Source organism: Mesorhizobium sp. PL10 (genome assembly GCF_053714315.1).
Window position 1 is genome coordinate 372,471 of the sequence record NZ_JBSKBR010000003.1, and the last position, 24,966, is coordinate 397,436.

18 protein-coding genes are annotated in these 24,966 nt (G+C 63.2%); 6 read left to right on the forward strand and 12 right to left on the reverse strand.

Annotation, left to right across the window (positions count from 1 at the left end; translation table 11 throughout):
* Positions 1 to 15: 15 nt before the first annotated feature.
* Positions 16 to 2,085, reverse strand: coding sequence for a prolyl oligopeptidase family serine peptidase (locus ACWGTO_RS08035; RefSeq protein WP_454574323.1), 2,070 nt, complete (start codon positions 2,083 to 2,085; stop codon positions 16 to 18).
* A gap of 123 nt (positions 2,086 to 2,208) precedes the next feature.
* Entirely contained in the window at positions 2,209 to 3,384 is a 1,176-nt protein-coding gene (locus ACWGTO_RS08040; protein ID WP_454574324.1) for an MFS transporter, read from the reverse strand.
* 271 nt (positions 3,385 to 3,655) lie between these two features.
* On the opposite strand from ACWGTO_RS08040, the gene ACWGTO_RS08045 reads away from it, so the two are divergent.
* The 4 genes from ACWGTO_RS08045 to ACWGTO_RS08060 all read left to right on the forward strand — a co-directional run bounded on the left by ACWGTO_RS08045 (position 3,656) and on the right by ACWGTO_RS08060 (position 10,859).
* Positions 3,656 to 5,233 carry a trimethylamine methyltransferase family protein gene (locus tag ACWGTO_RS08045; protein WP_454574325.1) on the forward strand — a complete coding sequence of 526 codons (1,578 nt, stop codon included), beginning with the start codon at positions 3,656 to 3,658 and terminating at the stop codon, positions 5,231 to 5,233.
* A 75-nt stretch (positions 5,234 to 5,308) separates the two neighbouring features.
* Positions 5,309 to 7,879, forward strand: coding sequence for a GcvT family protein (locus tag ACWGTO_RS08050; protein WP_454574326.1), 2,571 nt, complete (start codon positions 5,309 to 5,311; stop codon positions 7,877 to 7,879).
* A gap of 251 nt (positions 7,880 to 8,130) precedes the next feature.
* Positions 8,131 to 9,492, forward strand: coding sequence for an ArnT family glycosyltransferase (locus tag ACWGTO_RS08055; protein WP_454574327.1), 1,362 nt, complete (start codon positions 8,131 to 8,133; stop codon positions 9,490 to 9,492).
* 56 nt (positions 9,493 to 9,548) lie between these two features.
* A complete protein-coding gene (locus tag ACWGTO_RS08060; RefSeq protein ID WP_454574384.1) occupies positions 9,549 to 10,859 on the forward strand; it encodes a M24 family metallopeptidase in 1,311 nt (436 codons plus the stop codon).
* Between the two features lie 11 nt (positions 10,860 to 10,870).
* On the opposite strand, the gene ACWGTO_RS08065 is transcribed toward ACWGTO_RS08060, so the two are convergent.
* The 3 genes from ACWGTO_RS08065 to ACWGTO_RS08075 form a co-directional block, all read right to left on the reverse strand.
* Entirely contained in the window at positions 10,871 to 12,694 is a 1,824-nt protein-coding gene (locus tag ACWGTO_RS08065; protein WP_454574328.1) for a hypothetical protein, read from the reverse strand.
* 73 nt (positions 12,695 to 12,767) lie between these two features.
* Positions 12,768 to 13,601: a phosphate/phosphite/phosphonate ABC transporter substrate-binding protein gene (locus tag ACWGTO_RS08070; protein WP_454574329.1), complete on the reverse strand. Its 834-nt coding sequence runs from the start codon at positions 13,599 to 13,601 to the stop codon at positions 12,768 to 12,770.
* A gap of 91 nt (positions 13,602 to 13,692) precedes the next feature.
* Entirely contained in the window at positions 13,693 to 14,703 is a 1,011-nt protein-coding gene (locus ACWGTO_RS08075; protein WP_454574330.1) for a fatty acid desaturase, read from the reverse strand.
* 230 nt (positions 14,704 to 14,933) lie between these two features.
* On the opposite strand from ACWGTO_RS08075, the gene ACWGTO_RS08080 reads away from it, so the two are divergent.
* Together ACWGTO_RS08080 and bmt are read left to right on the forward strand one after the other, a co-directional pair.
* Positions 14,934 to 15,791, forward strand: coding sequence for a helix-turn-helix domain-containing protein (locus ACWGTO_RS08080; RefSeq protein ID WP_454574331.1), 858 nt, complete (start codon positions 14,934 to 14,936; stop codon positions 15,789 to 15,791).
* A 117-nt stretch (positions 15,792 to 15,908) separates the two neighbouring features.
* A complete protein-coding gene (bmt, locus tag ACWGTO_RS08085) occupies positions 15,909 to 16,931 on the forward strand; it encodes a betaine--homocysteine S-methyltransferase (RefSeq protein ID WP_454574332.1) in 1,023 nt (340 codons plus the stop codon).
* Between the two features lie 22 nt (positions 16,932 to 16,953).
* On the opposite strand, the gene ACWGTO_RS08090 is transcribed toward bmt, so the two are convergent.
* From ACWGTO_RS08090 to ACWGTO_RS08120, 7 genes are all read right to left on the reverse strand, one after another.
* A complete protein-coding gene (locus ACWGTO_RS08090; protein WP_454574333.1) occupies positions 16,954 to 17,142 on the reverse strand; it encodes a hypothetical protein in 189 nt (62 codons plus the stop codon).
* A 321-nt stretch (positions 17,143 to 17,463) separates the two neighbouring features.
* Entirely contained in the window at positions 17,464 to 19,581 is a 2,118-nt protein-coding gene (locus ACWGTO_RS08095) for a YfbK domain-containing protein (protein WP_454574334.1), read from the reverse strand.
* A gap of 2 nt (positions 19,582 to 19,583) precedes the next feature.
* Positions 19,584 to 20,144: an RNA polymerase sigma factor gene (locus ACWGTO_RS08100; protein WP_454574335.1), complete on the reverse strand. Its 561-nt coding sequence runs from the start codon at positions 20,142 to 20,144 to the stop codon at positions 19,584 to 19,586.
* A 211-nt stretch (positions 20,145 to 20,355) separates the two neighbouring features.
* Positions 20,356 to 21,534 carry an NAD(P)/FAD-dependent oxidoreductase gene (locus ACWGTO_RS08105; protein ID WP_454574336.1) on the reverse strand — a complete coding sequence of 393 codons (1,179 nt, stop codon included), beginning with the start codon at positions 21,532 to 21,534 and terminating at the stop codon, positions 20,356 to 20,358.
* Between the two features lie 58 nt (positions 21,535 to 21,592).
* Positions 21,593 to 22,324 (reverse strand): dienelactone hydrolase family protein, encoded by a 732-nt coding sequence (locus tag ACWGTO_RS08110; protein WP_454574337.1) that lies wholly within the window; start codon positions 22,322 to 22,324, stop codon positions 21,593 to 21,595.
* A gap of 113 nt (positions 22,325 to 22,437) precedes the next feature.
* Positions 22,438 to 23,121 carry a hypothetical protein gene (locus ACWGTO_RS08115; RefSeq protein WP_454574338.1) on the reverse strand — a complete coding sequence of 228 codons (684 nt, stop codon included), beginning with the start codon at positions 23,119 to 23,121 and terminating at the stop codon, positions 22,438 to 22,440.
* A gap of 89 nt (positions 23,122 to 23,210) precedes the next feature.
* Entirely contained in the window at positions 23,211 to 24,785 is a 1,575-nt protein-coding gene (locus tag ACWGTO_RS08120) for a trimethylamine methyltransferase family protein (protein WP_454574339.1), read from the reverse strand.
* Positions 24,786 to 24,966 lie beyond the last annotated feature (181 nt).

Below are 24,966 nucleotides of genomic sequence, written 5' to 3' on the forward strand. Positions count from 1 at the left end.
CACGAGGGGATCCGTCTAGGCTTTGGCGGACAGCGCCCTTTGCAGGAAGACGTATTTCATCGCCGTTTGCGCCGCCTGCGGCCGGCGATCGCCGCGCCCGCCATGGCCGCCCTCGGTCTCCTCGAAGAACAGCGTCCTGCCGTGGCCGGCTTCCTGCAATCGCGCCGCCATCTTGCGGGCATGGCCGGGATGGACGCGATCGTCCGCGGTCGACGTCGTCAACAGCACCGGCGGATAGGCGGCATCGTCCGATACATGCTGGTAGGGCGAGTAGGCGCCCAGCCACTTGGCTTCTTCTGGCTTCGACGGGTCGCCATATTCGCCCATCCACGAGGCGCCGGGCGGTAGTTCGGTGTAGCGCAACATGTCGAGCAGCGGCACCTCGATGATGACGGCGCCGAACAGCTCGGGATGCTGGGTCAGAGACACGCCGGTCAGCAGACCACCATTCGAACCGCCCTGGATGCCGAGCGAGCCGGCCGTCGCGATGCCGCGCTTGACGACATCCTGCGCCACCGCGGCGAAATCGTCGAAGGCATTCTGGCGATTGCCCTTCAGCGCCGCCTGGTGCCAGGCCGGTCCGAACTCACCGCCGCCGCGGATGCAGGCCTGGACATAGGCATTGCCCTTTTCCAGCCATAGCCTACCACGCACGCCGGCATAGCCGGGCAGCAGCGGCACTTCGAAGCCGCCATAGCCGTAGAGCAGCGCCGGCACCGGACCTTTCTGGTCCCGCCGCCTGACGACGAAATACGGGACCATCGTGCCGTCCTTCGAACGCGCCTCGAACTGTTCGGAAATCAGCGGCGCTGCATCGAAACGCGCCGGCTGCGACTTCACCGTGGCCAGCGTCTCGCCATCGTCGTCCGACCAGATGATCGAGCTCGGCGTCAGGAAATCGGTGAAGGAGAAGGAAACGCTGGAGCCGAAATGCTCGGCATGGGCGATCCCGACATTGCCGTTTTCAGGTAGCGCCACCGGCTTGAGCGACCAGCCTTCCCCATTCCGCTCGGCGACAATGACCTTGCCGCGCACATTGTCCATCAGGTTGATGAACAGCCGGTCCTGCGTGCGGGCAATGCCGGCGATGGATACGCGATGCGCCGGCTCGAGCATGGTTTCGACAGGTCCCAGTTCACCGGTCTCGATCCAGCGTTCGAAATCCAGGGAATAGAGCCCGTCAGGCTGGCACTCGGTGCCGTCGGGTGCGGTCCACGGGCTGCGCACGCTGAACACAAACCGGCCCTTGAACAGTGCGGTGTCGGTAACATCGTCCGGCAGCGGGATGCGCCGGTTCTCGCCCGATGGCAGGCGCAGGAAGCTGTGCGAAGAAAAGAAGGCGATCGCGCGGGCCAGAAACAAATACTGTCTGTCGCCGTCATATTCGACCCCGACACCGGCCGCGAGATCCTGCTTCTCCGCCTCGAAGATCGGCGTCGCGTCTTCCAGGCGGGTGCCGCGTTTCCACAGCTTGACGACGCGCGGATAGCCGGACTGGGTCTTGTCCTCTTCCTCGAAGGCGGCGGAGACAAGGACCGTGTCCTTGTCCAGCCAGGAAAAGCCGGATTTGGAGGCGGGAGCGCGGAAGCCGCCCTCGACAAAGGATCTGGCCTCAATGTCGAATTCGCGCATTTCGCTGGCATCGCCGCCATCCGGCGACATCGCCACCAGGCAAAGGTTGAAATCGGGATAGAGGCGGCTGGCGCCGCTGAACACCCACTTCACACCCTCCCTGGCCGACAGCACGTCGAAGTCGATGATCGTTTCCCAGTCCGGCTTCTCGGTCTTGTAGGAGGCGACCGTCGTGCGGCGCCAGAGGCCGAGCACATTGGTCTTGTCCTGCCAGAAATTGTAGACATGGCCGTTGAGCGCAGCACCGACCGCGATGTTGTCTTCGGCCGTCATCAGGTCGAGCGCGGTCTCGAACGCTGCCTGGTAGGACGGGTCGCCCTGCAACTCGCCGACCGTCAGCTCGTTCTGGCGGTGCACCCAGTCGAGCGACTCCTTGCCGGTGCGGTCCTCCAGCCAGAGGAAATTGTCGTCCGCAGCGGCATCCGTCTGGCGTCTTGTCGTCGATTGGGTCACGCATGGTCTCCAAGCTATTGGCGGGCGGCCCTGCCTACATCGCGTCCCAGGCGGTTTTATTCAAGATGGTGACGTAAGGTCATTAGCACCGACGGGAGTAAGCCCTGTCTCTGGAAAAGCCTGTCAGGCGTTTTGGCGCTTGAAGGATCGGTAGAGCGCAAAGCTCACCAGCAGCGCGTCGAGGCCGGCGATGACGACCGGCAGGCCGAGCGGACCGATGACCTGCATCAACGCACCGGCACCAGGTGGGCCGACAATGCCGCCGGCGCCCCACATCAGCGCGAAGGCGGCGTTGCCGGCGACCAGCACCGTTCCCTTGAAGCGGCTGCCGAGTTCGACCAGCGCCATCGTGTAGACGCCGTAGCCGACCGCGCCCATCACCACCAGCACCGGCCATACCAGCGGCGTGGTGATCAGCATCGGCAGCGACAACGCACACGCCGCCGTTGCCAGTGCGCAAAAGACGATCATCGCCCGGCCGCCGAAGCGTTCGGCCATCAGCCCGAGCGGAATCTGCAGAAGGATGTTGCCGGCCGACAGCGCCGTCACCAGCGCCGCGAGCTTTGCCTCGGGAAGCGAATAGCCGGCGCCGAAGACCGGGATCAGCGCATAGGTGCTCTGCTGCACCGCCGCCGAAACCAGCACCGCCAGCAGCAGTGCCGGCGCCAACCTGGCAAAGCCGAAAAGGCCGCTGGCGGGCTGACCGTCATCCTCGAAGCCGGTCAGCTTCGACGACACCGCGCGCAGGATCAGCGCGCAGAGCCCAAAGCCTGCTATCGCGGCAATGAAGGGCGGCCATCCCGAGGCGCCGACGGTGATCAGGATGAGCGGCCCCGCCGCGTAGCCGGCGCCCATCAGCGCATTGAACACGCCCATCACCCGCCCGCGGCGCGATGGCGGCGCCAGCGACAGCGCCCACACTTCGCCAAGCACATAGAGCGGGTTGATGACCACACCGACGAGAAAGCGGATGACGAACCAGGCGACCCAGTCCTGCAAATAGCCGATGCCCAGAAAGCACAGCGCCCCGATCAGCGAACAGCCGACAGCGAGGTTGCGGGCGCCGAACAACCGCACGGCCGCCGGCACGAAGGACGCCGACAGGATCAGGCCGACCGGCATCATAGCGGCGGAAAGGCCAATCAAAGCCGGCGACATGCCTTGGCGCTGCATCAACAGCGTGAACAGCGGATAGCTCAAGCCTTGCGCGGCGCCGAACATGGCAAGGGCCGCGGTGACGCCGGCAAGCGCCGCCCATTGCGTCGCCGCTTCGCCCTCGCTCGACTCGGTCGCGGCCATGCTGCCTTTCCAGTAAATTGCCGACCCACCAGCGGCAAACCACTGAGCTAGCGGTTCGTTTCAGGGAAAGGAAGAGCCGCGGACCAAATCCCCTTGCGCCAAGCGGCTCGGTGGGCGCGTCCTGTCAGCCTGTTCCCTCAGGCTTGTCAGCTGTCCCGAACTGCCCTTCGATCATGTCGCTTCCCTCGTCCTAGTGGTCGCCGCCTCCGCAATAGCCGGATGTCAGCCGGTCCATTATGCCGCCCGCTACAAGCATTGTACGAGGACCACCATGACCGCTGCCCTGCACCCAGCCGAACCGCCTTTGGCAACCGACCGCGCCCGTCGCGGTGGCCGCGCGGGCAAGCGCGCCGGCGGCTCGGCCGCCTTCGAGCAGCCGGCCTTCCGCCAACTGAGGAACCCGCTGACGCCGACCAAGCTGGTCTCCGACGACGAGCTGGAATCGATCCATCTCGCCTCGCTGCGGGTCTTAAGGGAAATCGGCGTCGACGTGCTGCACGACGAAGCCCGCCGCATCATGAAGCAACATGGCGCCGACGTGACCGCGGGCAGCGAGCGGGTGCGCTTCGACAGCGACATGATCCTCGATCTGATCTCGAACTGCCCCTCGGAATTCACGCTGCATGCCCGCAACCCGGCGCACAATGTCCGCTTCGGCGGCAACAATGTGATCCTGTCTATGATGGCCTCGGCGCCGAACTGCTCCGACCTCGACCGCGGCCGCCGCCCGGGCAACCAGGCCGACTACCGCAACTTCCTGCGCCTGGCGCAGATGCACAACATTCTGAACTGCACCGGCGGCTATCCGGTCGAGCCGACCGACATCCACCCGTCGGTGCGCCATCTCGAATGCATCCGCGACCTCGCCACGCTGACCGACAAGGTGTTCCACATCTATTCGCTCGGCAAGGAACGCAATGTCGACGGCATCGAGATCGCCAGGATCGCGCGCGGCATCAGCCACGAGCAGATGCTGGAAGAGCCGTCCGTCTTCACCATCATCAACACCAATTCACCGCTGAAGCTCGACGTGCCGATGATGGAAGGCATCATCCAGATGTCGAGCAAGGGCCAGGTCGTCGTCGTCACGCCCTTCACCCTGTCCGGCGCCATGGCGCCGGTGACCATTGCCGGCGCGCTGGTGCAGCAGAATGCCGAGGCGCTGTCGGGCATAGCCTTTGCGCAGATGGTGAAAAAAGGCGCGCCGGTCGGCTATGGCGGCTTCACCTCCAATGTCGACATGAAGTCCGGTTCGCCGGCCTTCGGCACGCCCGAATACATGAAGGCACAGCTGGTCGGCGGCCAGCTTGCCCGCCGCTACAAGATCCCCTACCGCACCTCCAACACCTGCGCAGCCAACACGGTGGACGCCCAGGCCGCCTATGAAAGCGTGTTCTCGTTGTGGGGCGCCATCCAGGGCGGCGGCAATCTGATGATGCACGGCGCCGGCTGGCTGGAAGGCGGCCTGCGCTGCTCCTACGAAAAGACCATCCTGGACATCGACCTGTTGCAGATGGTGGCAGAATTCCTGACCCCGCTCGACCTCTCCGACGAGGCGCTCGGCTTCGACGCCATCCAGTCGGTCGGCCCCGGCGGCCATTTCTTCGGCACCCAGCACACGCAGGACCGCTACAAAACCGCCTTCTACTCGCCCATCCTCTCCGACTGGCGCAATTTCGAGACCTGGGCGGAAGCCGGCTCGCCGACCGCGCTGGAAAAGGCCAACAAGGTCTGGAAGGAACGGCTGGCGTCCTACGAAGAACCCTATATGGACCCGGCGATCCGCGAAGAGCTCAACGACTTTGTCGAAAAGCGCACGTCCGAAGGCGGCGCACCGACCGATTTCTGAACGACACAGAGCGCAGCGTTCGTCACGCCGCTGGCCAACACCTGATTCAATTTACCCAAAAACGGATCTACCTTTATGAAATCTCACGTAAAAGCGGTTGTCATCGGTGGCGGCGTCGTCGGCTGTTCGGTGCTCTACCATCTGGCCAAGGCCGGCTGGACCGACATCATGCTGATCGAGCGCTCGGAGCTCACCTCCGGCTCGTCCTGGCATGCCGCCGGTGGCTTCCACACGCTGAACGGCGACCCGAACGTCGCCAAGCTGCAGGCCTACACAGTCCAGCTGTACAAGGAGATCGAGGAGATCTCCGGCCAATCCTGCTCGCTGCATTTGACCGGTGGCGTGATGATGGCCGATACGCCCGAGCGCATGGATTTTCTTCGCCTGGCCCACGCCAAGGGCCGCTATCTCGGCATGGACACCGAGCTGATCACGCCCTCCGAAGCCAAGGCGATGTTTCCCCTGATGGACGAGACGAATTTCGTCGGCGCCATGTGGGATCCGGTCGAAGGCCATCTCGACCCGTCCGGCACCACCATCGCCTACTCCAAAGCGGCCAAGAAACTCGGCGCCGAGATCGTGCTGCGCAACCGCGTCGTCGACCTGACGCAGCAGCCCGACGGCACCTGGAATGTCGTCACCGAACAGGGCACGGTCCATGCCGAGCATGTCGTCAATTGCGGCGGCCTGTGGGCGCGCGAGATAGGCCGCATGGTCGGCGTCGAACTGCCGGTGCTGGCCATGGAGCATATGTACCTGCTCACCGAGCCGATGCCGGAGGTCGAGGAGTTCAACAAGTCGACCGGCCGCGAGATGATCGGCGTGCTCGACTTCAAGGGCGAGATCTACACCCGCCAGGAGCGCAACGGCATCCTCCTCGGCACTTATGAAAAGGCCTGCAAGCCGTGGTCGCCGGTCAACACGCCGTGGGATTTCGGCCATGAACTCTTGCCGCCGGACCTCGACCGTATCGCACCGTCGCTGGAGATCGGCTTCAAGCACTTCCCCGGCATCGAGAAGGCCGGCATCAAGCAGATCATCAACGGCCCGTTCACCTTCGCGCTCGACGGCAACCCGCTGGTCGGACCGGTGCAGGGCCTGACCAATTTCTGGTGCGCCTGCGCCGTCATGGCCGGCTTCAGCCAGGGCGGCGGCGTCGGTCTCGCACTGTCCAACTGGATGGTGCATGGCGACCCGGGCTTCGACGTCTGGGGCATGGATGTCGCCCGCTTCGGCGAGTGGGCCGGCCTGCGTTACACCAACGCCAAGGTGCGCGAAAACTATTCGCGCCGCTTCTCCATTCGCTTCCCCAATGAGGAATTGCCGGCCGCACGCCCGGCGCAGACCACGCCGCTCTACGACACCATGCTCGCCAACAACGCCGTCATGGGCGACAGCTGGGGTCTGGAAACGCCGCTGTGGTTCGCGCCGAAGGGCAAGGAGCCGAAGGACATCGTCTCCTTCCACCGTTCCAACGATTTCGGCCCGATCGGCGAGGAAGTGCGGGCCACGCGCGAACGCGTCGGCGTTACCGAGATCGCCAACTTTGCCAAATACGAAGTGTCGGGACCTGCGGCTGAGGATTTCCTCAACCGCCTGATGACCAACCGCATGCCGAAGATCGGCCGCATCGTGCTGACGCCGATGATCAACGAATTCGGCAAGCTGATCGGCGACTTCACCATCGCCAAGGCCGGCGAAGACCGCTTCATTATCTGGGGTTCGTCGGCCGCGCAGAAATACCACATGCGCTGGTTCGAAAAGCACCTGCCAAAGGACGGCTCGGTGCGCATCCACCGCTTCGACCAGACGCTTGTCGGTCTCTCTATCGCCGGTCCGAAATCGCGCGACCTCTTGCAGAAGCTGGTCGATTTCGACATCTCGACCAAAGCCTTCCGCTTCATGGATTTTCGCGAAATGGCGGTCGGCGGCGCGCCCTGCATGGTCAACCGCATCACCTACACCGGCGATCTCGGCTATGAGATCTGGATGGCGCCTGCCTATCAGCGCCTGGTCTACAGGGCGATCAAGGACGCCGGGGAAGAGTTCGGCCTGGTCGATTTCGGCATGCGCGCCCTGCTGTCGATGCGCCTGGAAAAGAACTTCCCTACCTGGTTCCGCGAGCTGCGGCCGATCTACGGGCCGTTCGAAGGCTCGATGGACCGCTTCATCAAGCTCGAGAAGAACGACTTCATCGGCCGTGAAGCTGCCGCCAAGGAACAGGCGGAAGGCCCAAAGCTGCGCCGTGTCTCTTTCATCGTCGATGCGACCGATGCCGACGTGATGGGCGACGAGCCGATCTGGGCCAAGGTCAGCAAGGATTACGGCACGGTCGAAAAGCCGCATGGCTATGGCGCGCCGCGTTTCGACACGGCGGGCACGGAAGTCCGCGGTTCGAAAGCCGCGGAAGGGGCTTCGGCCGTACGTGGCATCGTCGATGGCGACTGGCGCGTGGTCGGCTGGGTCACGTCGGGCGGCTATGCGCATCATGTGCGGAAGTCGATGGCGCAGGGCTACGTGCCGGCTGCACTCGCCGAGGATGAAAGCGCCGGCCTGTTCGAGATCGAAATCCTCGGACACAGGCGCCCGGCCCGCATCAATGTCGAGGCGCCATTCGATCCGAGCGGCGAGAAGATGCGGACCTAAAAAGACGACAGCGCGCGAGAGATCATGTAAGGGGCCTTCGGCAGCTGGCCGCAGGCTTTTCCCCCGATGAGAAGACGATCCCCTTGCACTATCTAGAGAAATGGACGGACTGGCTCTGCAACGGCAAGGTCGGTCCCTTCAACGCTGCGCTCTTCTGTCTCGCGGTCTACTGCCTCGTCCAGATCGCGGTGATGACGCTGTCATCCCATATCGTCGGAACCGGTGTCGGCGTCGACGATTCCGAACAGCTGATGTACATGCGCTATCTCTGGGCCGGCTACGGCGGGTCGCAGCCACCGCTTTACACATGGCTTGCCCGTCTCGTCGCCGCCGTGGTCGGAACGAATATCCTCGCGCTCAAGATCGTGAAGTATCTTCTGATCGGAGTGGCGCTGGCGTCGGCTTTCACCGCTGTCCGCCGTCTCGGCTATTCCACGCGGGCTGGCGCCGCCACCATGTTCGGCCTGCTGTTGTTTCCGCAGATGGTGTGGGAGATGCAGCATGCCCTCACCCACTCCATTGCCGCCTTCTGTTTTTCAGTGGTGCTGTTTCTTGCGCTCGTCGAACTGGTGCAACGGCGGTCGCTCGCCGCTTATGTGCTTTTCGGCGTGGCCATCGCCGCCGCGATCCTGTCGAAATACAACAATGTGATTTTTTTCGCAGCGCTGATCCTGTCCACACTGTCGCTGCGCGAAACACGTAACGTGATCTTGGCCCCCCGGTTTGTGATCAGCGTGGCGGTGGCGCTGCTGCTTTGCCTGCCGACGCTCTACTGGAGCCTGACGCACACCGACCAGTTGTTGTCGCACGCCCGCGGCTTCGGCATGACCAGGGAAAGCGGCGTGATAGCAACGGCATTCAACGGCATGCGCGGACTGGGTAAAGCGATGCTGTATTTCGCGGTGCTGCCGGTCGGCATATTCGCGGTGGCTTTCCTCATCGCATGGAAGAGGCCCGCGCCGAGTCCGCAACCGACGCCGTGGCCCGAAAAACTGGTGTGGCGCACCATCGCTTTTGCCCTCGCCATCACCATCGTGCTGGTCCTGGCGAGCGGCGCAACGCAGTTTCGCGACCGCTGGATGCTTCCCGTGCTTGTGCTGCTGCCGGTTGCATTGGCCGTGCGAATGGACGCCCGGGGCGACAGGGGACGGAAGTGGCAGGACATCATCGTCTTTGTCGGCGCAACGCTTGCCATCCTGGTGCTGCCGGTGACCTGGTACGCGCACCTTTATGGCGGCACGAGCCGAGGCAGCATGGTGCGCATGGACTACAAGGCTCTTTACGCCCAGCTGACGGCAAACGGACCAGTCCGCACAACGGTATCGAGCTGGCACTGGTTAGGCAATCTGCGTGTCATCGATCCCGATCTCATCGTCCTCGATGAAGAGTTGCCGGACTTCAGCCAGTTGCTGAAAGAGCCGGCGGTGCTCGTCACGACGAACGACATGGAGGATGTCGAGGCCGTCCTCGAGCTGCTGGATCAGGCTGGCTATGTGGCGGACGGCCCGCCGCAGCAGCTTGCTGTGCCGCAGCTGTTCGGCAGCGACCCGCCCACCCGCATAGTGACGGTCACGCGGCTGAAGAAAGTGGCCGCAGGCGCAGCCCCACAATAGCATCGGCAGGGAGGCCTCGGGTGGAAAAGCAAGGGTTCGGTCATCACCGCAAGATCATGCCGTTCGAGCCGGGCTCGGTCGAGGCCTTGCGCGACGCCTCGCGCCAGAAGGCGGCGTCGCTGAATCAGCATGTGCTGGGTTACGGCGCGCAAGCTGAAAGCGAATGGCAAGCAGCAGGCATCGCCGCGCCCGACCTTCCAGCAATGCGCAAATACCGGCTCGAGCGCATCCGCGCCGAGCTGAAGCGCCGCGGCTATGCCGGCGCCCTGCTCTACGACCCGGTCAACATCCGCTACGCCACCGATTCGACCAACATGCAGCTCTGGGTCGCGCATAATCCGACCCGCCACTGCTTCGTCGCCACCGAGGGACCGGTGGTGCTGTTCGACTATTTCTCCTGCGAACATCTGTCCGACCATTCCGGCGTCGTCGACGAGGTGCGGCCGGCAGTATCGTGGATGTATCTCTATAGCGGCGAACTGACCGAACAGAAGGTCCGCCGCTGGGCTGCCGGCATCGCCGATCTGGTCAGGGAACATGGCGGCGGCAACAGCCGCATCGCCATCGACCACATCAACCCGGAAGGCGTCGAGGAATTCGCCCGGCTCGGTATTGCCATCGGCAATGGCGAAGCGGTGATGGAAAATGCGCGGCTGATCAAGTCGGCCGACGAAATCCTCGCCATGCGCCGCGCCATCGTCGCTTGCGAAGCGGCAATGGGCGAGATGGAGAAGGCGCTGAAGCCGGGCATCTCCGAAAACGAATTGTGGGCCGAACTGCACCGCGGCAATATTGCGCGCGGCGGCGAATGGATCGAAACCCGGCTGCTGGCGTCAGGGCCGCGCACCAATCCGTGGTTCCAGGAATGCTCGTCGCGTGTCATCGAGGAAGGCGACCTCGTCGCCTTCGACACCGACCTGATCGGTCCCTACGGCTTCTGCGCCGACCTGTCGCGCACCTGGCTGTGCGGCGATGCAAGGCCGTCGAACGAACAGCGCGATCTCTTCCGCATCGCCGCCGACCAGATCGCTCACAACACCGCATTGATGCAGCCGGGCACCTCGTTCCGCGACCTGGTCGAGCGCTCCGTGGTGCCGCCAGGAGACTGCTTCCCGACCCGCTACGGCGTGCTCTATCATGGCGTCGGTCTGGCCGACGAATATCCGACCCTGCCGCATGCCAGCGACTGGACGCCGGACACGCCGGACGGTGTGCTGGAGCCGGGCATGGTGCTGTGCGTTGAAAGCTATGTCGGAAGGCTAGGCGGGCACGAGGGTGTCAAGATCGAGGACCAGATCCTGATCACCGAAACCGGCAACGAGCAGCTTTCAACCTACCCGTTGGATGCGAGGCTGTTGGCCGACTGACGGCAGAGCTCTCAGTAATGGCAATCGATCTTGCGCTTTGCCCGGTCGAAGACGCTATCGAACCGCCCCCGACTGATGGTCTGGTCCTTGGCCGAGACAGCCTGCCAAGTCCGCTCCTTGTCGGCGCCCAAGCCGGCAAGCGTGTTGATCGCCAGATCGCCATAGCCGGCATAAAGCGGGATGGTTCCCGACCGGATGCGCTCCAGAAATGGCTGCACGGCGGGAGCGCCCCGCTCTCCAAGTTGGCAAAGGCCCAGCACGCCAGCCAGATACGAATGCTGCCAGAAATTGCCTTTGTCGCGTGGCTGCAGCACAGCGTCGTCGATCAGATAGAGCATCGTTGGGATGGCACCGGCACCAAGCGCCGAGAACCTCGTCAAGGCACGATAGGCGGCCACCCGCCGGGGGATATCCCTCGCCAACTTTTCGAGATCGGCACGATGCGTTGGAATCACGTCGTCGGGCAGGTATTGGATAGCGAGAGCCAGCTCGCTGGCTAGCGGTGCATCGATGTTGCCGAATTTACCGACCTTGATGTCCAGCTCGAACAGCCTCGCGAAGAGCACGTCGGCAAGACGCGCCATGCTCTGCGGCGTCACGTCCTTCGCATGCCTCGCGGCCGAGTAGACATGCCTTGGGATGTCCAACCGCCGGTCGTTGAGCACGGCTACGGCGAGATCAATATCGGCCTGCGACGCAGTCCGCTTGTCTCCCAGCCTGCTGAAGAAATCCTCGGCGAGGGAATTGGTGACGGCGTCGATCGGCTGGGGCTGACCGAGCTTCGCAGCCAGGACAACAGCGGCATCCTCCGAACCAGCCGGCAGAGCAAGCTTCATGCCGAGCGTCTTGACGACGAATCTGCTCCAATCCGGTCGCGCGGCGAACCGGTCGAGATTCGTCAGCCGGAGCGTTCTCGGGAACCCGATGCGAATGTCGAATTGGTAGCCGGTCACGTAACTCGGCAAAAGCAATGGCAACAGCCGGTGGGAAGCAACACCGGTCGATCGATAGATCTCGGAGGAGACACCACCGCGCTTGCCTTGCATGGAAATGCGATAGACCGACACCGTATCGGCCATCGGATCGAGCCCTGCCCCGTAATCGCTCAGCCCACGCTTGATCTGTCCTGTGCTGATCACTGCATCGGCGTCCGAAAGCGGCGCCTCGGCCTCGATCAGGCAATTGCCCCTGGCAATCTCGATCCGCATGCGCTCCGAGGCTTTCGGCGCATTGAAATTCTGGGGGCCGCCGAGATCGAGAGGACGCGCATCGATGAGCTCGGCCGGCGGACAGGAAGCTCGACGCTCCATACGGAAGGTCCTGGCAGTGGCCGAAAAATCGACCTCAGGCATTTCCTTGTCGTAGTCGAGGACCATGATGCGCTGGGCACTTCCGGTCAGCAGCACCCGCATGCAGAAATCGTCGCAATGCGTCTGGGTTTTCGTCCAGAAGACAGATTGATCGGAGCGAACCGCCAGTGTCCCAGTCTTGAAAGGTCGTATGACCTGGTCGCGGTCGCCGGACACCAGCGCAGCCGCGGTCTGGTCCATCGATCTGTTGATCAGGAAAGGTGGCACGGCCAGCAGCGCCGCCGCAATCAAGGGGCTGGTCAGCCAGGCCAGCTGGGTTGGGAGGCCAAGGCTGACTGTCGCGGTCAATAGCAGGAACAGGAAGACCGGCGGGATCAGCGCCATCAGTATGGCAAACGGGATGCCGACGATGCTCATCGCCGCAACGATCGCGAGCTGTGGGAAAAGCAGGCATGGGATGGTTGCCAGCCCGAAGGCCAACAACAAGAGTCGAAATGTCGATCTCTGCGCGGTTGCAAGGGTCATATGCGCTGTCCCGGCGACGTTGGGCACAGGCTGCACGGAGATCATGACGGTCGCGTAAAGATTGGCCTCGGGTCTATCGACGGGCAAAGTTAGCGAACGGTGTGTATGACAGGTCAGAGGCTACCACGTCGGCCATGATCAGCCTGACGGACTCCGGCGTCGTGCTGGCAGTGATGTAGGGCAGGCCTTTGCGCCGGGCCGTCCAGCCGACGACAGCCACCTTGCGCGCCGCTGGCTCGAAACGCTGCGCCAGCGCCCAGCTCTCGCAGTCGATTGCGGCGACATCCGCGCGGCCCTCTGCGACCGTGACGATCGAGCCGCGATGGCCACCGCTTTCGCTGCGCGAGGAAAAGATATCGAGGCTTTCGCCTGCCGATTCCAGATCGCGTGTCAGCGCGATGATGCCCGACATCGAATCGAGGCTATTATAGGTGAACCGCTTGCCGCGGATCAGATCGAGCGGCAGGACGGCTTTGCCGTCCGCTGGCGAGCGAACCTGTGGCCCCTCGCCTGCCCGCATCACCAGCGCGCTCGAATAGAGTTCGCCATGCCCGCCCTCATAGGCGTCATAGCTTGGCTGGCCGACCACCTGCACATGGCTGGAGAGGCCAAGCTCCATTGGCCCCCAACAGGTCTGCGCGAACAACAGCGCCGGATGCAGCCAGATCTTATGGAAATCGAGTTCGTTCGGCGGCAGCGTCGCCGGGTCGGGCGTGATCAGCTTGCCCTCGGCATCACGGATGCCGCCCGGCACCGCTGGCAGCTCACCATTGCGGCGCACGATCGTTCTCGGCGCGTCGATGCCTTTTTGCCGGAAGGCATCGCGCAATGCTGCCCATTGCGCGTCGACCTCGCCGCGCGCTTCGGGCCAGTCATACATCGGCAAAGCCGCAACCAATTCACTCATGCCGACACTCAATCATCATGTCTCAAGAATGGATCGCACAAACGCGGCGTCCAATCAGAATTGGCCGACACGGGTCCCCAGATGCGCGAAATTATTCCTTGGGCGGCTCGGCGGGAACCGGCGCGCTGCCAAGCCCGCTGACGCTACGCGCCCTTATGCGCGGCTTGAACGCCCTGCCCGGCTCGGCCTGGCGCCGCAACACCGGGTGCACGATCGGCTCCTTGGCCTTGAAGGCGTAGGCTTTGATCAGCGCGAAATAGTTCGGGTAGGCATAGCCGTTGTTCATCTTCAGCCACTCGTCGCGGCGGTCGGCAAACAGCTTCGGCAGCTTGTACCAGGCCACCGTCGGGGTCTTGTGGTGGACGAAGTGCAGATTGTTGTTGAGGAACAGGAGCGACAGCGGCGAGCGCTCGATGATTACCGTTCGTCCTTCAGGGTGCTCGGACCACTGATGTTCGGCGAAGGTGCGGACCGCGATCAGCGACTGACCGAGCCAGACCGGCCCCAGAATGTAGAGCCATACGGGGATGCCGAAGCCGAACTGTACGACCGGCAGCACGATGGCGAGGCCGGCTGCGTGCAACAGCCACCCCTTGCGGATCGCCTTGTCGCCGGCAATGACATGCTTGGCATCGTCGATGAAGAAGCCGATGCAGGACAGCCAGGGGCCGAGGAAGAAACGGCCGGCCATGGTGTTGTTGATCTTGAGCAGGAATTTCATCGCCGGCGGCAGATCGTCATGGTGCCACAGCGCCTTGTAGTAGCTCTCCGGATCGTCGAGCGGATCGGTCAGCCGCTCATCGGCATGGTGGCGCAGGTGAAGCGTCTTGAAACGGCGGAACGGCCAGACCAGGCCGATCGGCAGGAAGACGAAGGCTTCGTTTATCAGCGCGCTGCGCGTCGGATGGCCATGCAGCACTTCGTGCATGATCGACGACTGCAAAGCCAGGATAAAGCCGAGGAGAGCGAGAGCCAGGGTCGGGTAAGAGGGCCAGAGCAGGAGCCCGGTGGCAAGCCACGTTCCGTAACAGAAGATGGCGAGGACTACGGTCGGCCATTCGATGGTCGCTGCGTTGCGTCGCTTGATGCTCTTGCCTGCCATGCTATCGACCACTGTCCCTCAGTCGCCGGAACCCCAATTGATTCCTGACAGCATTGTGTCAGGAGACGTGATTCCACTCAACGAGACAAAGTGTACAAAATGTTGCGATTGCGCATTTTTGACCGCACATGTTACACATTGTAAACAACCTTAGGGATTCATTTACGCCTGGAGCGCTGATTCGACGGCTCTGGCGCAAATTTTTCCTCTAAGAGCGCGGAGGACGAACAGTGGACAAACGGGATCTGTCAGCCATCTTTCGGGAGCGTCTCAAGCTGCTCCTGACACGGTCCGACCTTAACCAGTCGGCCTTCGCGTCAGCAGTCGGCATCGATCGATCGGCTCTGTCGCAACTGATGTCGGGCGCCTCGACGCGGCTGCCGCGCGCCGAAACGCTGCTCAACATCGCCGCCGAGTTCAAGGTCTCGCTGGACTGGCTGCTTGGCCTCTCCCAGGACGAAGGCGTCACTGGCGAAATCCGCGAAAGCCTTGAGATCGAGGAGGCGCCCGACGGTTTCGACCGCACGCTGCTCGCCAAATGGTTCGCGGAAGCCGCGGGCACCAAGATCCGCTACGTGCCGGCCGGCATTCCCGATCTTCTGCGCACGCACCAACTGGTCGACTACGAAGCCAACATCACCAACCGCAGCCGTCTGGCGCAGGCCAGCGAGACCCAGTACCGCATTGAGTACAACCGGCGCCCGGAGACCGATATGGAGGTCTGCATGCCGCGCCACACGCTGGAGATTTTTGCCCGCGGCCTGGGCGTCTGGGACCGTTTTCCAGAAGCAGACCGGCGGCAGCAGCTCGCCCATATGGCGACGCTGCTTGACGATCTCTATCCGACCTTCCGGCTGTTTCTCTATGATGGCCGCATGCGCTATTCGATCCCGCTGACCATCTTCGGTCCCTATCGCGCCGCCATCTATGTCGGCGACATGTATGTGGTGCTGAACGCCACCCAGCCGGTCCAGGCGCTGACCCGGCACTTCGACAATCTGATCCGTGCCGCCGACATCAACCCGCATGAGGCGGCAAGCTACGCGCGCAATCTGGCCGGCGCCTCATTTCCATCAGGTTCTGCCTGACCGCCAATGCCCCTTGAAAGGTGCGCCGCGCGGCAATCATGGGGTCGCAAATACATTGACTGGACATAAAGACTTCTTTATATCCTTATTCCATTCGAAAATCTGAAAGCCGATCCGATGACCGCGACCAATCCCATCGATGCACTGCTGGCCGAAAAGGGCGTGCTGCTCGCCGACGGCGCCACCGGCACCAATCTGTTCGCCATGGGTCTGGAGGCCGGTGAAGCGCCCGAGTTGCTCAACGAGACGGCGCCTGACACCATCACCAGCCTGCACCAGAATTTCGTCGATGCAGGCGCCGACATCATCCTGACCAACTCCTTTGGCGGCACCCGCCACCGGCTGAAGCTGCATCATGCACAGGACCGCGTGCATGCGCTGAACAAGCGCGCCGCAGAGATCGCCCGCGCAGTCGCAGACAAGGCCGGCAGGAAAGTCATCGTCGCCGGCTCGGTCGGCCCGACCGGCGAGTTGCTGGTGCCGCTCGGCGCCATGACCTATGACGAAGCGGTCGAGGCCTTCGCCGAACAGATCGAGGGGCTGAAGGAAGGCGGCGCCGAAGTCGCCTGGATCGAAACCATGTCGGCGCCTGACGAAATCCGCGCCGCGGCCGAAGCCGCCATCCGCGTCGGCCTGCCCTACACCTATACCGGCTCCTTCGACACAGCCGGCCGCACCATGATGGGGCTGCTGCCGAGGGATATCCACGGCGTGGTCGACGGACTTTCCGAGACACCGCTCGGCGTCGGCGCCAATTGCGGTGTCGGCGCTTCCGACATCCTGGCCTCGCTGCTCGACATGACCGAGGCGAAGCCGGAGGCGACGGTGATCGTCAAGGGCAATTGTGGCATTCCGGAATTCCGCGGCACCGAGATCCACTATTCCGGCACGCCGGAGCTGATGGCCGACTATGTCCGGTTGGCGGTCGATGCCGGCGCCAAGATCGTCGGCGGCTGCTGCGGCACCTCGTTCCAGCACCTTGCCGCCATGCGCAAGGCGCTCGACGCACACACCAGGGCGGATCGTCCGACTGTTGCGGCGATCGTCGAGCGCATCGGCCCGATGCGCAACAAGGTGGCGACGGAAAACACCGCCGAGACCAGCGAAGCCCGCCGCGAACGCCGCCGCAGCCGGGCCTGATATCGATCGGTGGCTGTTTCGATTATTCGCTGTTTTCAGCGTAACGCGACAGCGCCGTCTTGAAATCCGTGCTGGTGCCGCCGGCGTCGCCGCCCATGGTCATCAGCGTACCCGATGCGCCGGGATCGGTGATCTGCTCAAGCATGACCCGGAAGCGGTCGTTGTTCAGCGCCGACATCGCCGTGGTTCTAGCCGCAGCCACATCATTCATGATGCGCCGAGATTCCGCCGAAGGCGCCTGCGAAGCGGTCGACTGAACGTCCCTTGCCGCCGGCATCGAAGTCGCAATGTCTCTGATCTGCAATTCGGCCCCCAAAGCCCTGTATTAGCTCTTCGTAACAAGAGGAAATTGCGATCCCGTTCCGGAATTGCCGCACAATTTAACGATCCGGCACATCACCCTTTGTTCGAGGCGCGCAGGATGCGAAAAAAGGCCGGCAAGGGAAAGATCCCTCGCCGGCCTGCCTCACCCGCCCGTAGCCGGTTCCCTGTCAGAACGACCCCCGTCTGAAAGGAACCGGCGTTATTGCCACTACCGGTTACCGCCCAGCGCCGAGGCAAGGCGCACAAGCGAAAGGAACTCGGACCTGTACCCAAACGGGTCGGCTCCTCGGGCGGCGGTGGCAATCTCCATGATCTTGTCGTAGCCGAACTTCGCGGTCGCATCCTCGTCGCGCAGCTTCTGGCCGAAGGCGGCGACAGCGACGGAGAAACGCTGGTCGGTGCTGGCCTGGTCGAAGGACTCGACCTCGTTGGCCGAGGTCACCGGCGTAGTGATCAGCTTCGAAACGTCTTCGTTCGGCAGCTTGTAGCGGATCTTCACGAAGGCATATTCGTCGGCATTGGCCACACCGCCATTGTTGACCGTTGCCTGGCCGTAGCGCAGCGGATCCATCTGCTCGCCGCCACTGCCCTTCGGCGTGATCTCGTAGATGGCAGTGACCGAATGGCCCGAGCCGATGTCGCCGGCATCGACGCGGTCATTGTTGAAATCCTCGCGGTTCAAGGCGCGGGTCTCGTAACCGATCAGCCGGTATTCCGAGACCTTGTCCGGGTTGAACTCGACCTGGATCTTGACGTCCTTGGCGATGGTGAACAGCGTCGAGGAAGCATCCTCGACGAGGACCTTCTCGGCCTCGGCCAGCGTGTCGATATAGGCGGCGGTGCCGTTGCCGTTCTGGGCGATGGTCTGCATCATCTGGTCGTTCAGATTGCCGCGGCCGAAGCCGAACACCGACAGGAAGACGCCCGTCTTGCGCTCCTGCTCGATCAACCGCTTCAGGTCCTCATCATCAGTCTGGCCGACATTGAAGTCGCCGTCTGTGGCCAGCATCACACGGTTGATGCCGTCCTTGACGAAGGACTGCTGGGCAAGCTTGTAGGCTTCCTTGATGCCCGCCTCGCCGGCCGTCGAGCCGCCCGGCTGGAGATTGTCGATGGCATTGAGGATCTTGTCCTTCTCGGTGACCTTGGTCGGCATCAGCACCGTGCCGGCGTCACCGGCATAGGTGACGATCGAGATCGTGTCGTCCGCCTTGAGCTTGCTGACCAGCAGCCGGAACGCCGACTTGAGCAGCGGCAGCTTGTCCGGCTCGTCCATCGAACCCGAGACGTCGATCAGGAAGACCAGATTGGCCTTGGGCTGCTCGACCGGCTTTGTGTCGAACCCCTTGATGGCGACGTGCATCAGCTTGGTGTGCCCGTTCCACGGTGTCGGCATGACGCTGACCGTCGACTTGAACGGCGTCGACGCGGAGTCCGGTCCTTTCCAATCATAGGGGAAGTAGTTGACCATCTCCTCGACGCGCACCGTGTCGGCCTGCGGCAGGTAGCCCTGCTTCAGCGAGCTGCGCACGAAGGAATAGGAGGCGGTGTCGACATCGATCGAGAAGGTCGAGACCGGATCCTGAAGTGCCGCATGCACCGGATTGGTCTTGAAGTCCTCGATGCGGTCGCGGTTTGGCTCCTGCGGCGCAATCTGGTCGGCCGGCAATGTCGAAGGCTGCGCCAGGTACTTGGAATCGGTGGCGCCGGCCATGCGGTCGACCCGCACGGTGCCAGCCGGGGCAGCAGTACCGTCAAGCGAAAACTCGCGGCTCTCGACCGGCGCGGGCTCGGCCGGCAGGCCGCGCCCCAGCGCATCCTGCTGCGCCGGGGCGACAGCAACGGTCGATTCGGACTTCGGCGCCGGCGGCGGCGTCTGAAGCGCCGGAATGGCGTCGCGGCTTCGCACTTCGGCGTCCGCGTCGGCCTTCTTCTGGTTGTCGCCTTCGGTGACCGGCGCCTGCTTGTCTTTTCCAGGCGCATTGAGCGCAGGCTTGTCGGCCAGCGTCTCGGTGATCTTCTCGTCTTTGCCGAACGGCGACGGCTGTTCCCTCAGCATATGGAAGGTGGCGTATCCGGCGATCGGCAGGGCGACGAGCCCGGCAATGGCCGGCGTGGCGATGAGTTTCTTTTGCATGATCTCACTCCAGAGCTTGTGTGCTCGTTCCGTGAGACGAAGCCCGCCAGCCGATCCTTGGGTGACGGCAGAAATATTTTCCTGATCATAGGCGCGCATGGCGGCTTCGAAGGCGCGCGCCTTCGCGCTCTCGCCCGGCGCCGGTACCGCTGCGTCGCGCAGCCTGTTGAGTTCGTTGTCGTCGACCATGGTCACACTTCCCCGGCTGAACGCATCAACGTCTTCAGCCGTTTCTTCGCTTCATGGATGTGCCAGGAAACCGTCGTCTCCGAGATTGACATCGCCTCGGCGGCGGCCGCATGGCTCAAACCTTCGCCATAGACCAGAAGCACTGCATCGCGCTGTTTGTCCGGTAATTGCCGCACCGCTGCCCAGAGCGCCTCAGTGGGATCCTCGGGTTCGACCGAAGCCTCTCCCGATATCATGCTGTAGGCGCCATAGGCTTCGGTCTTGACGTTTTCGCGCGTGGTCTTGCGCATCATGTCGCGCGCCGCGTTCATCGTCACGGAGTACAGCCATGTCGTGAACGCTCCGCCGCCGCGATAGTCGCGGATTGCCTTGCCGAGACGGACGCAGACTTCCTGGGCGATGTCTTCGGCATCGGCCTTCCTGCCGCACCAGCGATAGGCGGCGCGATAGACGAAGTCATAGTGCCGCTCCAGCAATTTGCCGAAGGCACCCCTGTCTCCGCCTTTCGCCCGCCCGATCAATTCGGCGTCGGAGGCTTCGCTTTCATCCAGCATCATCGCCATCATTTGCCTGTTGGACGAAGGCTAATGACCAATCCTTGGGTTTATGGAAAGATTTTTTCGAATAGCGGCTTATGAGCGTCAGGTGTGTTGATATTCAGGTGAGGCCGAGCCGAGAGCGATGGGCTCCGAGAACCGGAGCGGAGCGTACTTAACGTACGCGAGCACCGGAAGCGCAGGAGACCGTGGCTCGCAGGTCGGCCTCACCTGAAGATCAACACACCTGGCCGGCGACCCAGCCGGACGACCATGCCCACTGGAAATTATAGCCGCCGAGCCAACCCGTCACATCGACGACTTCGCCGATGAAAAACAGCCCCGGCACCGATTTCGCCTGCATTGTCTTCTGATCCAGCGCACTGGTATCGACCCCGCCAAGCGTCACTTCGGCGGTGCGATAGCCTTCGGAGCCGGCCGGCTTGATACGCCAGTCATTGACCGCGGCTTCGACGGTTTTCATCTGCAGGTCGGTCAAATCGGCGAGATTGCCGTCGATCCCGCTGCGCTCGGCGACCACCTGGGCAAGCCGCTTCGGCAGATGGTTTGCCAGCACCGTCTGCACCGCCTGCCTGCCGTTGACGCGCCGGGCGGCGCGCAGCTGCTCTGCCACATCCATCCCCGGCAGCATGGCGATGCGGATCTCGTCGCCCTCACGCCAATAGGACGATATCTGCAGGATGGACGGCCCGCTCAGCCCGCGATGCGTGAACAGCATCGCCTCCGAAAACCGCGCCTTGCCGCAGGCGACTTCGGCGTCGACGGCATTGCCGGCCAAGGGCGCCAGCCGCTCGAGCGTTCTTGCGTCGAAGGTCAGCGGCACCAGCGCCGGCCGCGTTTCCACCACGGCCATGCCGAATTGCATCGCAAGCTCGTAGCCGAAACCGGATGCGCCCATTTTAGGGATCGACTTGCCGCCGCAAGCCACGACCAGCGATCGACAGGCGACGGTGCCGCTGGAGAGGCTCAGGGTAAATCCTTCCGCGGTCCGGTTGACATCCCTCACCTCGGTCGACAGCGCCAATTCCGCACCCCGGTCCTGCATTTCGGAAACCAGCATGTCGATGACCTGGCGCGCCGAGCCATCGCAAAACAGCTGTCCCAGCGTCTTCTCGTGATAGGCGATGCCGCGGCGTTCCACGAGCGCGATGAAATCGCGCTGCGTGTAGCGGCTGAGCGCCGAGATGCAGAAATGCGGATTGCCCGAGAGAAAATTCTTCGGGCTGGCGTGGATGTTGGTGAAATTGCAGCGGCCACCGCCGGAGATGCGGATCTTCTCGCCGGGGTTTGCGGCGTGATCGAGCACCAGAACCGAGCGGCCACGCTTGCCCGCCTCGATAGCGCACATCATTCCGGCGGCACCGGCGCCGATCACCACGACATCATAGGATTGCATCAGGCTGTTCGTTCCCGCTCGACTGGCGCCGCTCTAGCAGGCCATCGACGGGAAGAAGTCAAGCCAGCGTTTCGGCAAAGAACGCCAGCAGCCGCTTCCAGTGGCGCTCGGCGCCGGCTTCGTCATAGGAGCCGTGGTCCGGTATGCACCAGCCATGGCCGGAGCCGACATAATTCTCGATGACGTGGTCGACCTCGGCCACTCTCAGCGCCTCGGCAAGCCGCGCCGACTGTTCCGGCGGAAAACTGCGGTCGACGCCAGCGGTGCAGACATAGACGCGCGCCTTGATCGAGGCCGCCTTGCGGTGCGGGCTCTCGGGCGCGTCGCTCGCCAGATTGCCGCCGTGAAAACTCGCCGCGGCCGCGATGCGATCGGGATAGGTGGCCGCCGCATTCAGGGCCCGTCCGCCGCCCATGCAATAGCCGACAGTGCCAACCGGCCCCGTGATGCCTTCCGAAGCCAGTGCGGCAAGGAAGGCGCCGCTATCGCGGATGGTCATGTCCTGCGTCGTGCCGGTGACCAGCGCCATCAGCGCCACTTTCGTTTCCTCGACGGCAAACGCCGTCCTGGCGTCGAACGGCCCATAGGGCGCATTGCGATAGAAAAGGTCCGGCACCAGCACCGCATAGCCGTGCCCTGCCAGCCGTTCCGCCATCTCATCGAGCACGGGGCGCGGCCCGAAGGCGTCCATATAGAGGATCACGCCGGCCTTCGTCGGCCCGGCTGGGCGAAACAGCCCCGCTTTGGCCACGCCATCCCTGGTCTCGATCTCCATATCTCGCTTGGCCATGGCCCGCTCCGTCTCATTGTCGGGCGATACATATCCGTGCCGGGCGGCTGGGCAAGTCAATCGAAGGCCCGCCGCGTTCACAAATCCGTATTGCCTGCCGCTGGAACGGAAACTCAGCGCGCGAACGCCGCCATGTGAAAGGCCTGTACGCCAGCGGGATAGCGATAGGCTGTACCGTAGGGGCAGGCGTTGCGGTCGAGGCAGCCGCCGGTCCGGCAAGGCGAACCATCCGCTCCGCGCACATGCGCGAGGCATGACTGATAGGCAAAGCCATCCTGCGAATAGGCGTCGACCGGACAGGATTTCATGCAGGGTTTTTCGACACATGCATCACAAAGGTGAATCGATGCCTGAGACGCCTCGACCGCGATCTCCTCCTCGAACAGCAGCGCGCCGCGATAGGCGTGCCAAAGCCCGTATTTCGGATGCATGAGAATGCCGAGCGGCGACGGTTTCAGCCCCTCCGCCCGCATCGCCCATTGCTGGAATGGCAGATAGGGCTTGTCGGACGGAGAAACGGCGCGAGCCCTGAATCTCTTGGCAACATCGCCGATGACGTGCCGAGACCAGTCATCCAACGGATTGGCTGATGCCCCTGGCTGTTGTTCCCGCCAGCGCAGGAAGTGCGGCCAGGGTGCGGCACCCGCCTGCCCGACCAAAAGGGCTGATTTGGCGGAAGCGCGTGACAGGCCAGAGGGTACCTCCTCGCCTTCGGCGAACGTGACACAGCCGCGAAGGATGAGGCCGTTGGCGGAAAGCGCAGCCTCTATGTCGTCAGCGGTGCCGCGCGCAATCATCCCTTCTTGTCCGGGTCGGAGAAAGCGCTCCGCCAGACTTCCTTGTGGATGATGTTGGCGACTTTAGCCCCGCCTGACTCGGGCTCCTTTCACGTGAAGGCGTCGGCCATCGACCCCTTCTTCTTGGCAATGAAATCCTTCAGCGCCTCATCGATCGACGGATCGAGATAAGGCGCCTCGTAGCTTTCCAGCCAGCGGCGGGCGAGCTCGTTGGCGCGCTGCGGTGCGGTCTTTTCGCCCTCGGCAAGCCACTGCTCGTAGGAATTGTTGTCGGCGATGCTGGAGCGGTAGAAGGCGGTCTGGAAATTCGCCTGCGTGTGGTCGCAGCCGAGATAGTGGCTGCCCGGACCGACCTGGCGGATGGCGTCCATCGCCTGGCCGTTTTCCGACAGGTCGACGCCTTCGGCAAATTTCTGCTGCATGCCGAGCTGGTCGATGTCCATCATGAATTTTTCGTAGCAGGAGGCGAGCCCACCTTCGAGCCAACCGGCCGAATGCAGCACGAAATTGGTGCCGGCCAGAATGGTCGAGTTCAGCGTGTTGGCACTTTCATAGGCGGCTTGTGCGTCCGGAACCTTGGAGGCGCAGAGCGAGCCGCCGGTGCGGAACGGCAGCCCGAGCCGGCGCGCCAGCTGTGCGGCGCCATAGGAGACCAGCGATGGCTCCGGCGTGCCAAAGGTCGGCGCGCCCGATTGCATCGAGATCGACGAGGCGAACGTGCCGAACAGCACCGGCGCGCCCGGGCGGATCAGCTGCGTGAACGAGGCGCCGGCCAGCACCTCGGCCAGAACCTGTGTCAGCGTGCCGGCTACGGTCACCGGGCTCATCGCGCCGGCAAGGATGAACGGCGTGACGATGCAGGCCTGGTTGTGGCGCGAATAGACTTTCAGCGCGCCCAGCATGGTTTCGTCGAACACCATCGGCGAGTTGGCGTTGATCAGGCTGGTCAGCACCGTGTTGTTTTCGACGAAATCGTCGCCGAACACGATCTTGGCCATGGCGACGGTGTCTTCGGCCCGCTCGGGCGCGGTGACTGAGCCCATGAACGGCTTGTCGGAATATTTTATGTGCGAATAGACCATGTCGAGATGGCGCTTGTTGACCGGCACGTCGACCGGCTCGCACACCGTGCCACCCGAATGGTGGATCGACGGCGCCATATAGGCGAGCTTCACGAAATTCTGGAAGTCCTCGATCGTTGCGTAGCGTCTGACACCGTTGAGATCGCGCACGAAGGGCGGGCCGTAGACCGGCGCGAAGACGGTGGCATTGCCGCCGATCTGCACCGAACGCTCTGGATTGCGCGCATGCTGGGTGTAGATGGGCGGCGCGGTCTTGAGCAGCGAGCGGCACAGACCCTTGGGAAAATGCACGCGCTCGCCCTTGACGTCGGCGCCGGCCTCTTTCCACAGCTGCAGCGCCTCGGCATCGTCGCGAAAGATGATGCCTATCTCTTCCAGCACCGTGTCGGTGTTGCTTTCGATGATCGCCAGGCCTTCCTCGTTGAGGACCTCATAGATGTTGATCTTGCGCTTGATGTAGGTGAGCTGCGTGCCCGGTCCGCCACCCGAGCGCGCCGCGCGCCTGGCGGCTGCGCCGCCGCTGGCCGCACGCCCGCGTCGCGCATTGGACGCTTCCTGGTCGACTGACGCGTTCTCACTCATGATCGTTTTCCCTAAAAACCGTTTGCGGCCGCATATCGCGGCTTCTCGCCCGGATCGTAGCCATGCACCCTATTCGAAACGGCCCGCCAGCGCCAACGCCTGTCGCAAAATCGACAAGAATTCCAATAGATTTGCGGTCGCTTTCCTTTTGCGGGAAGTCGCAAATCAGCTATGGATACAC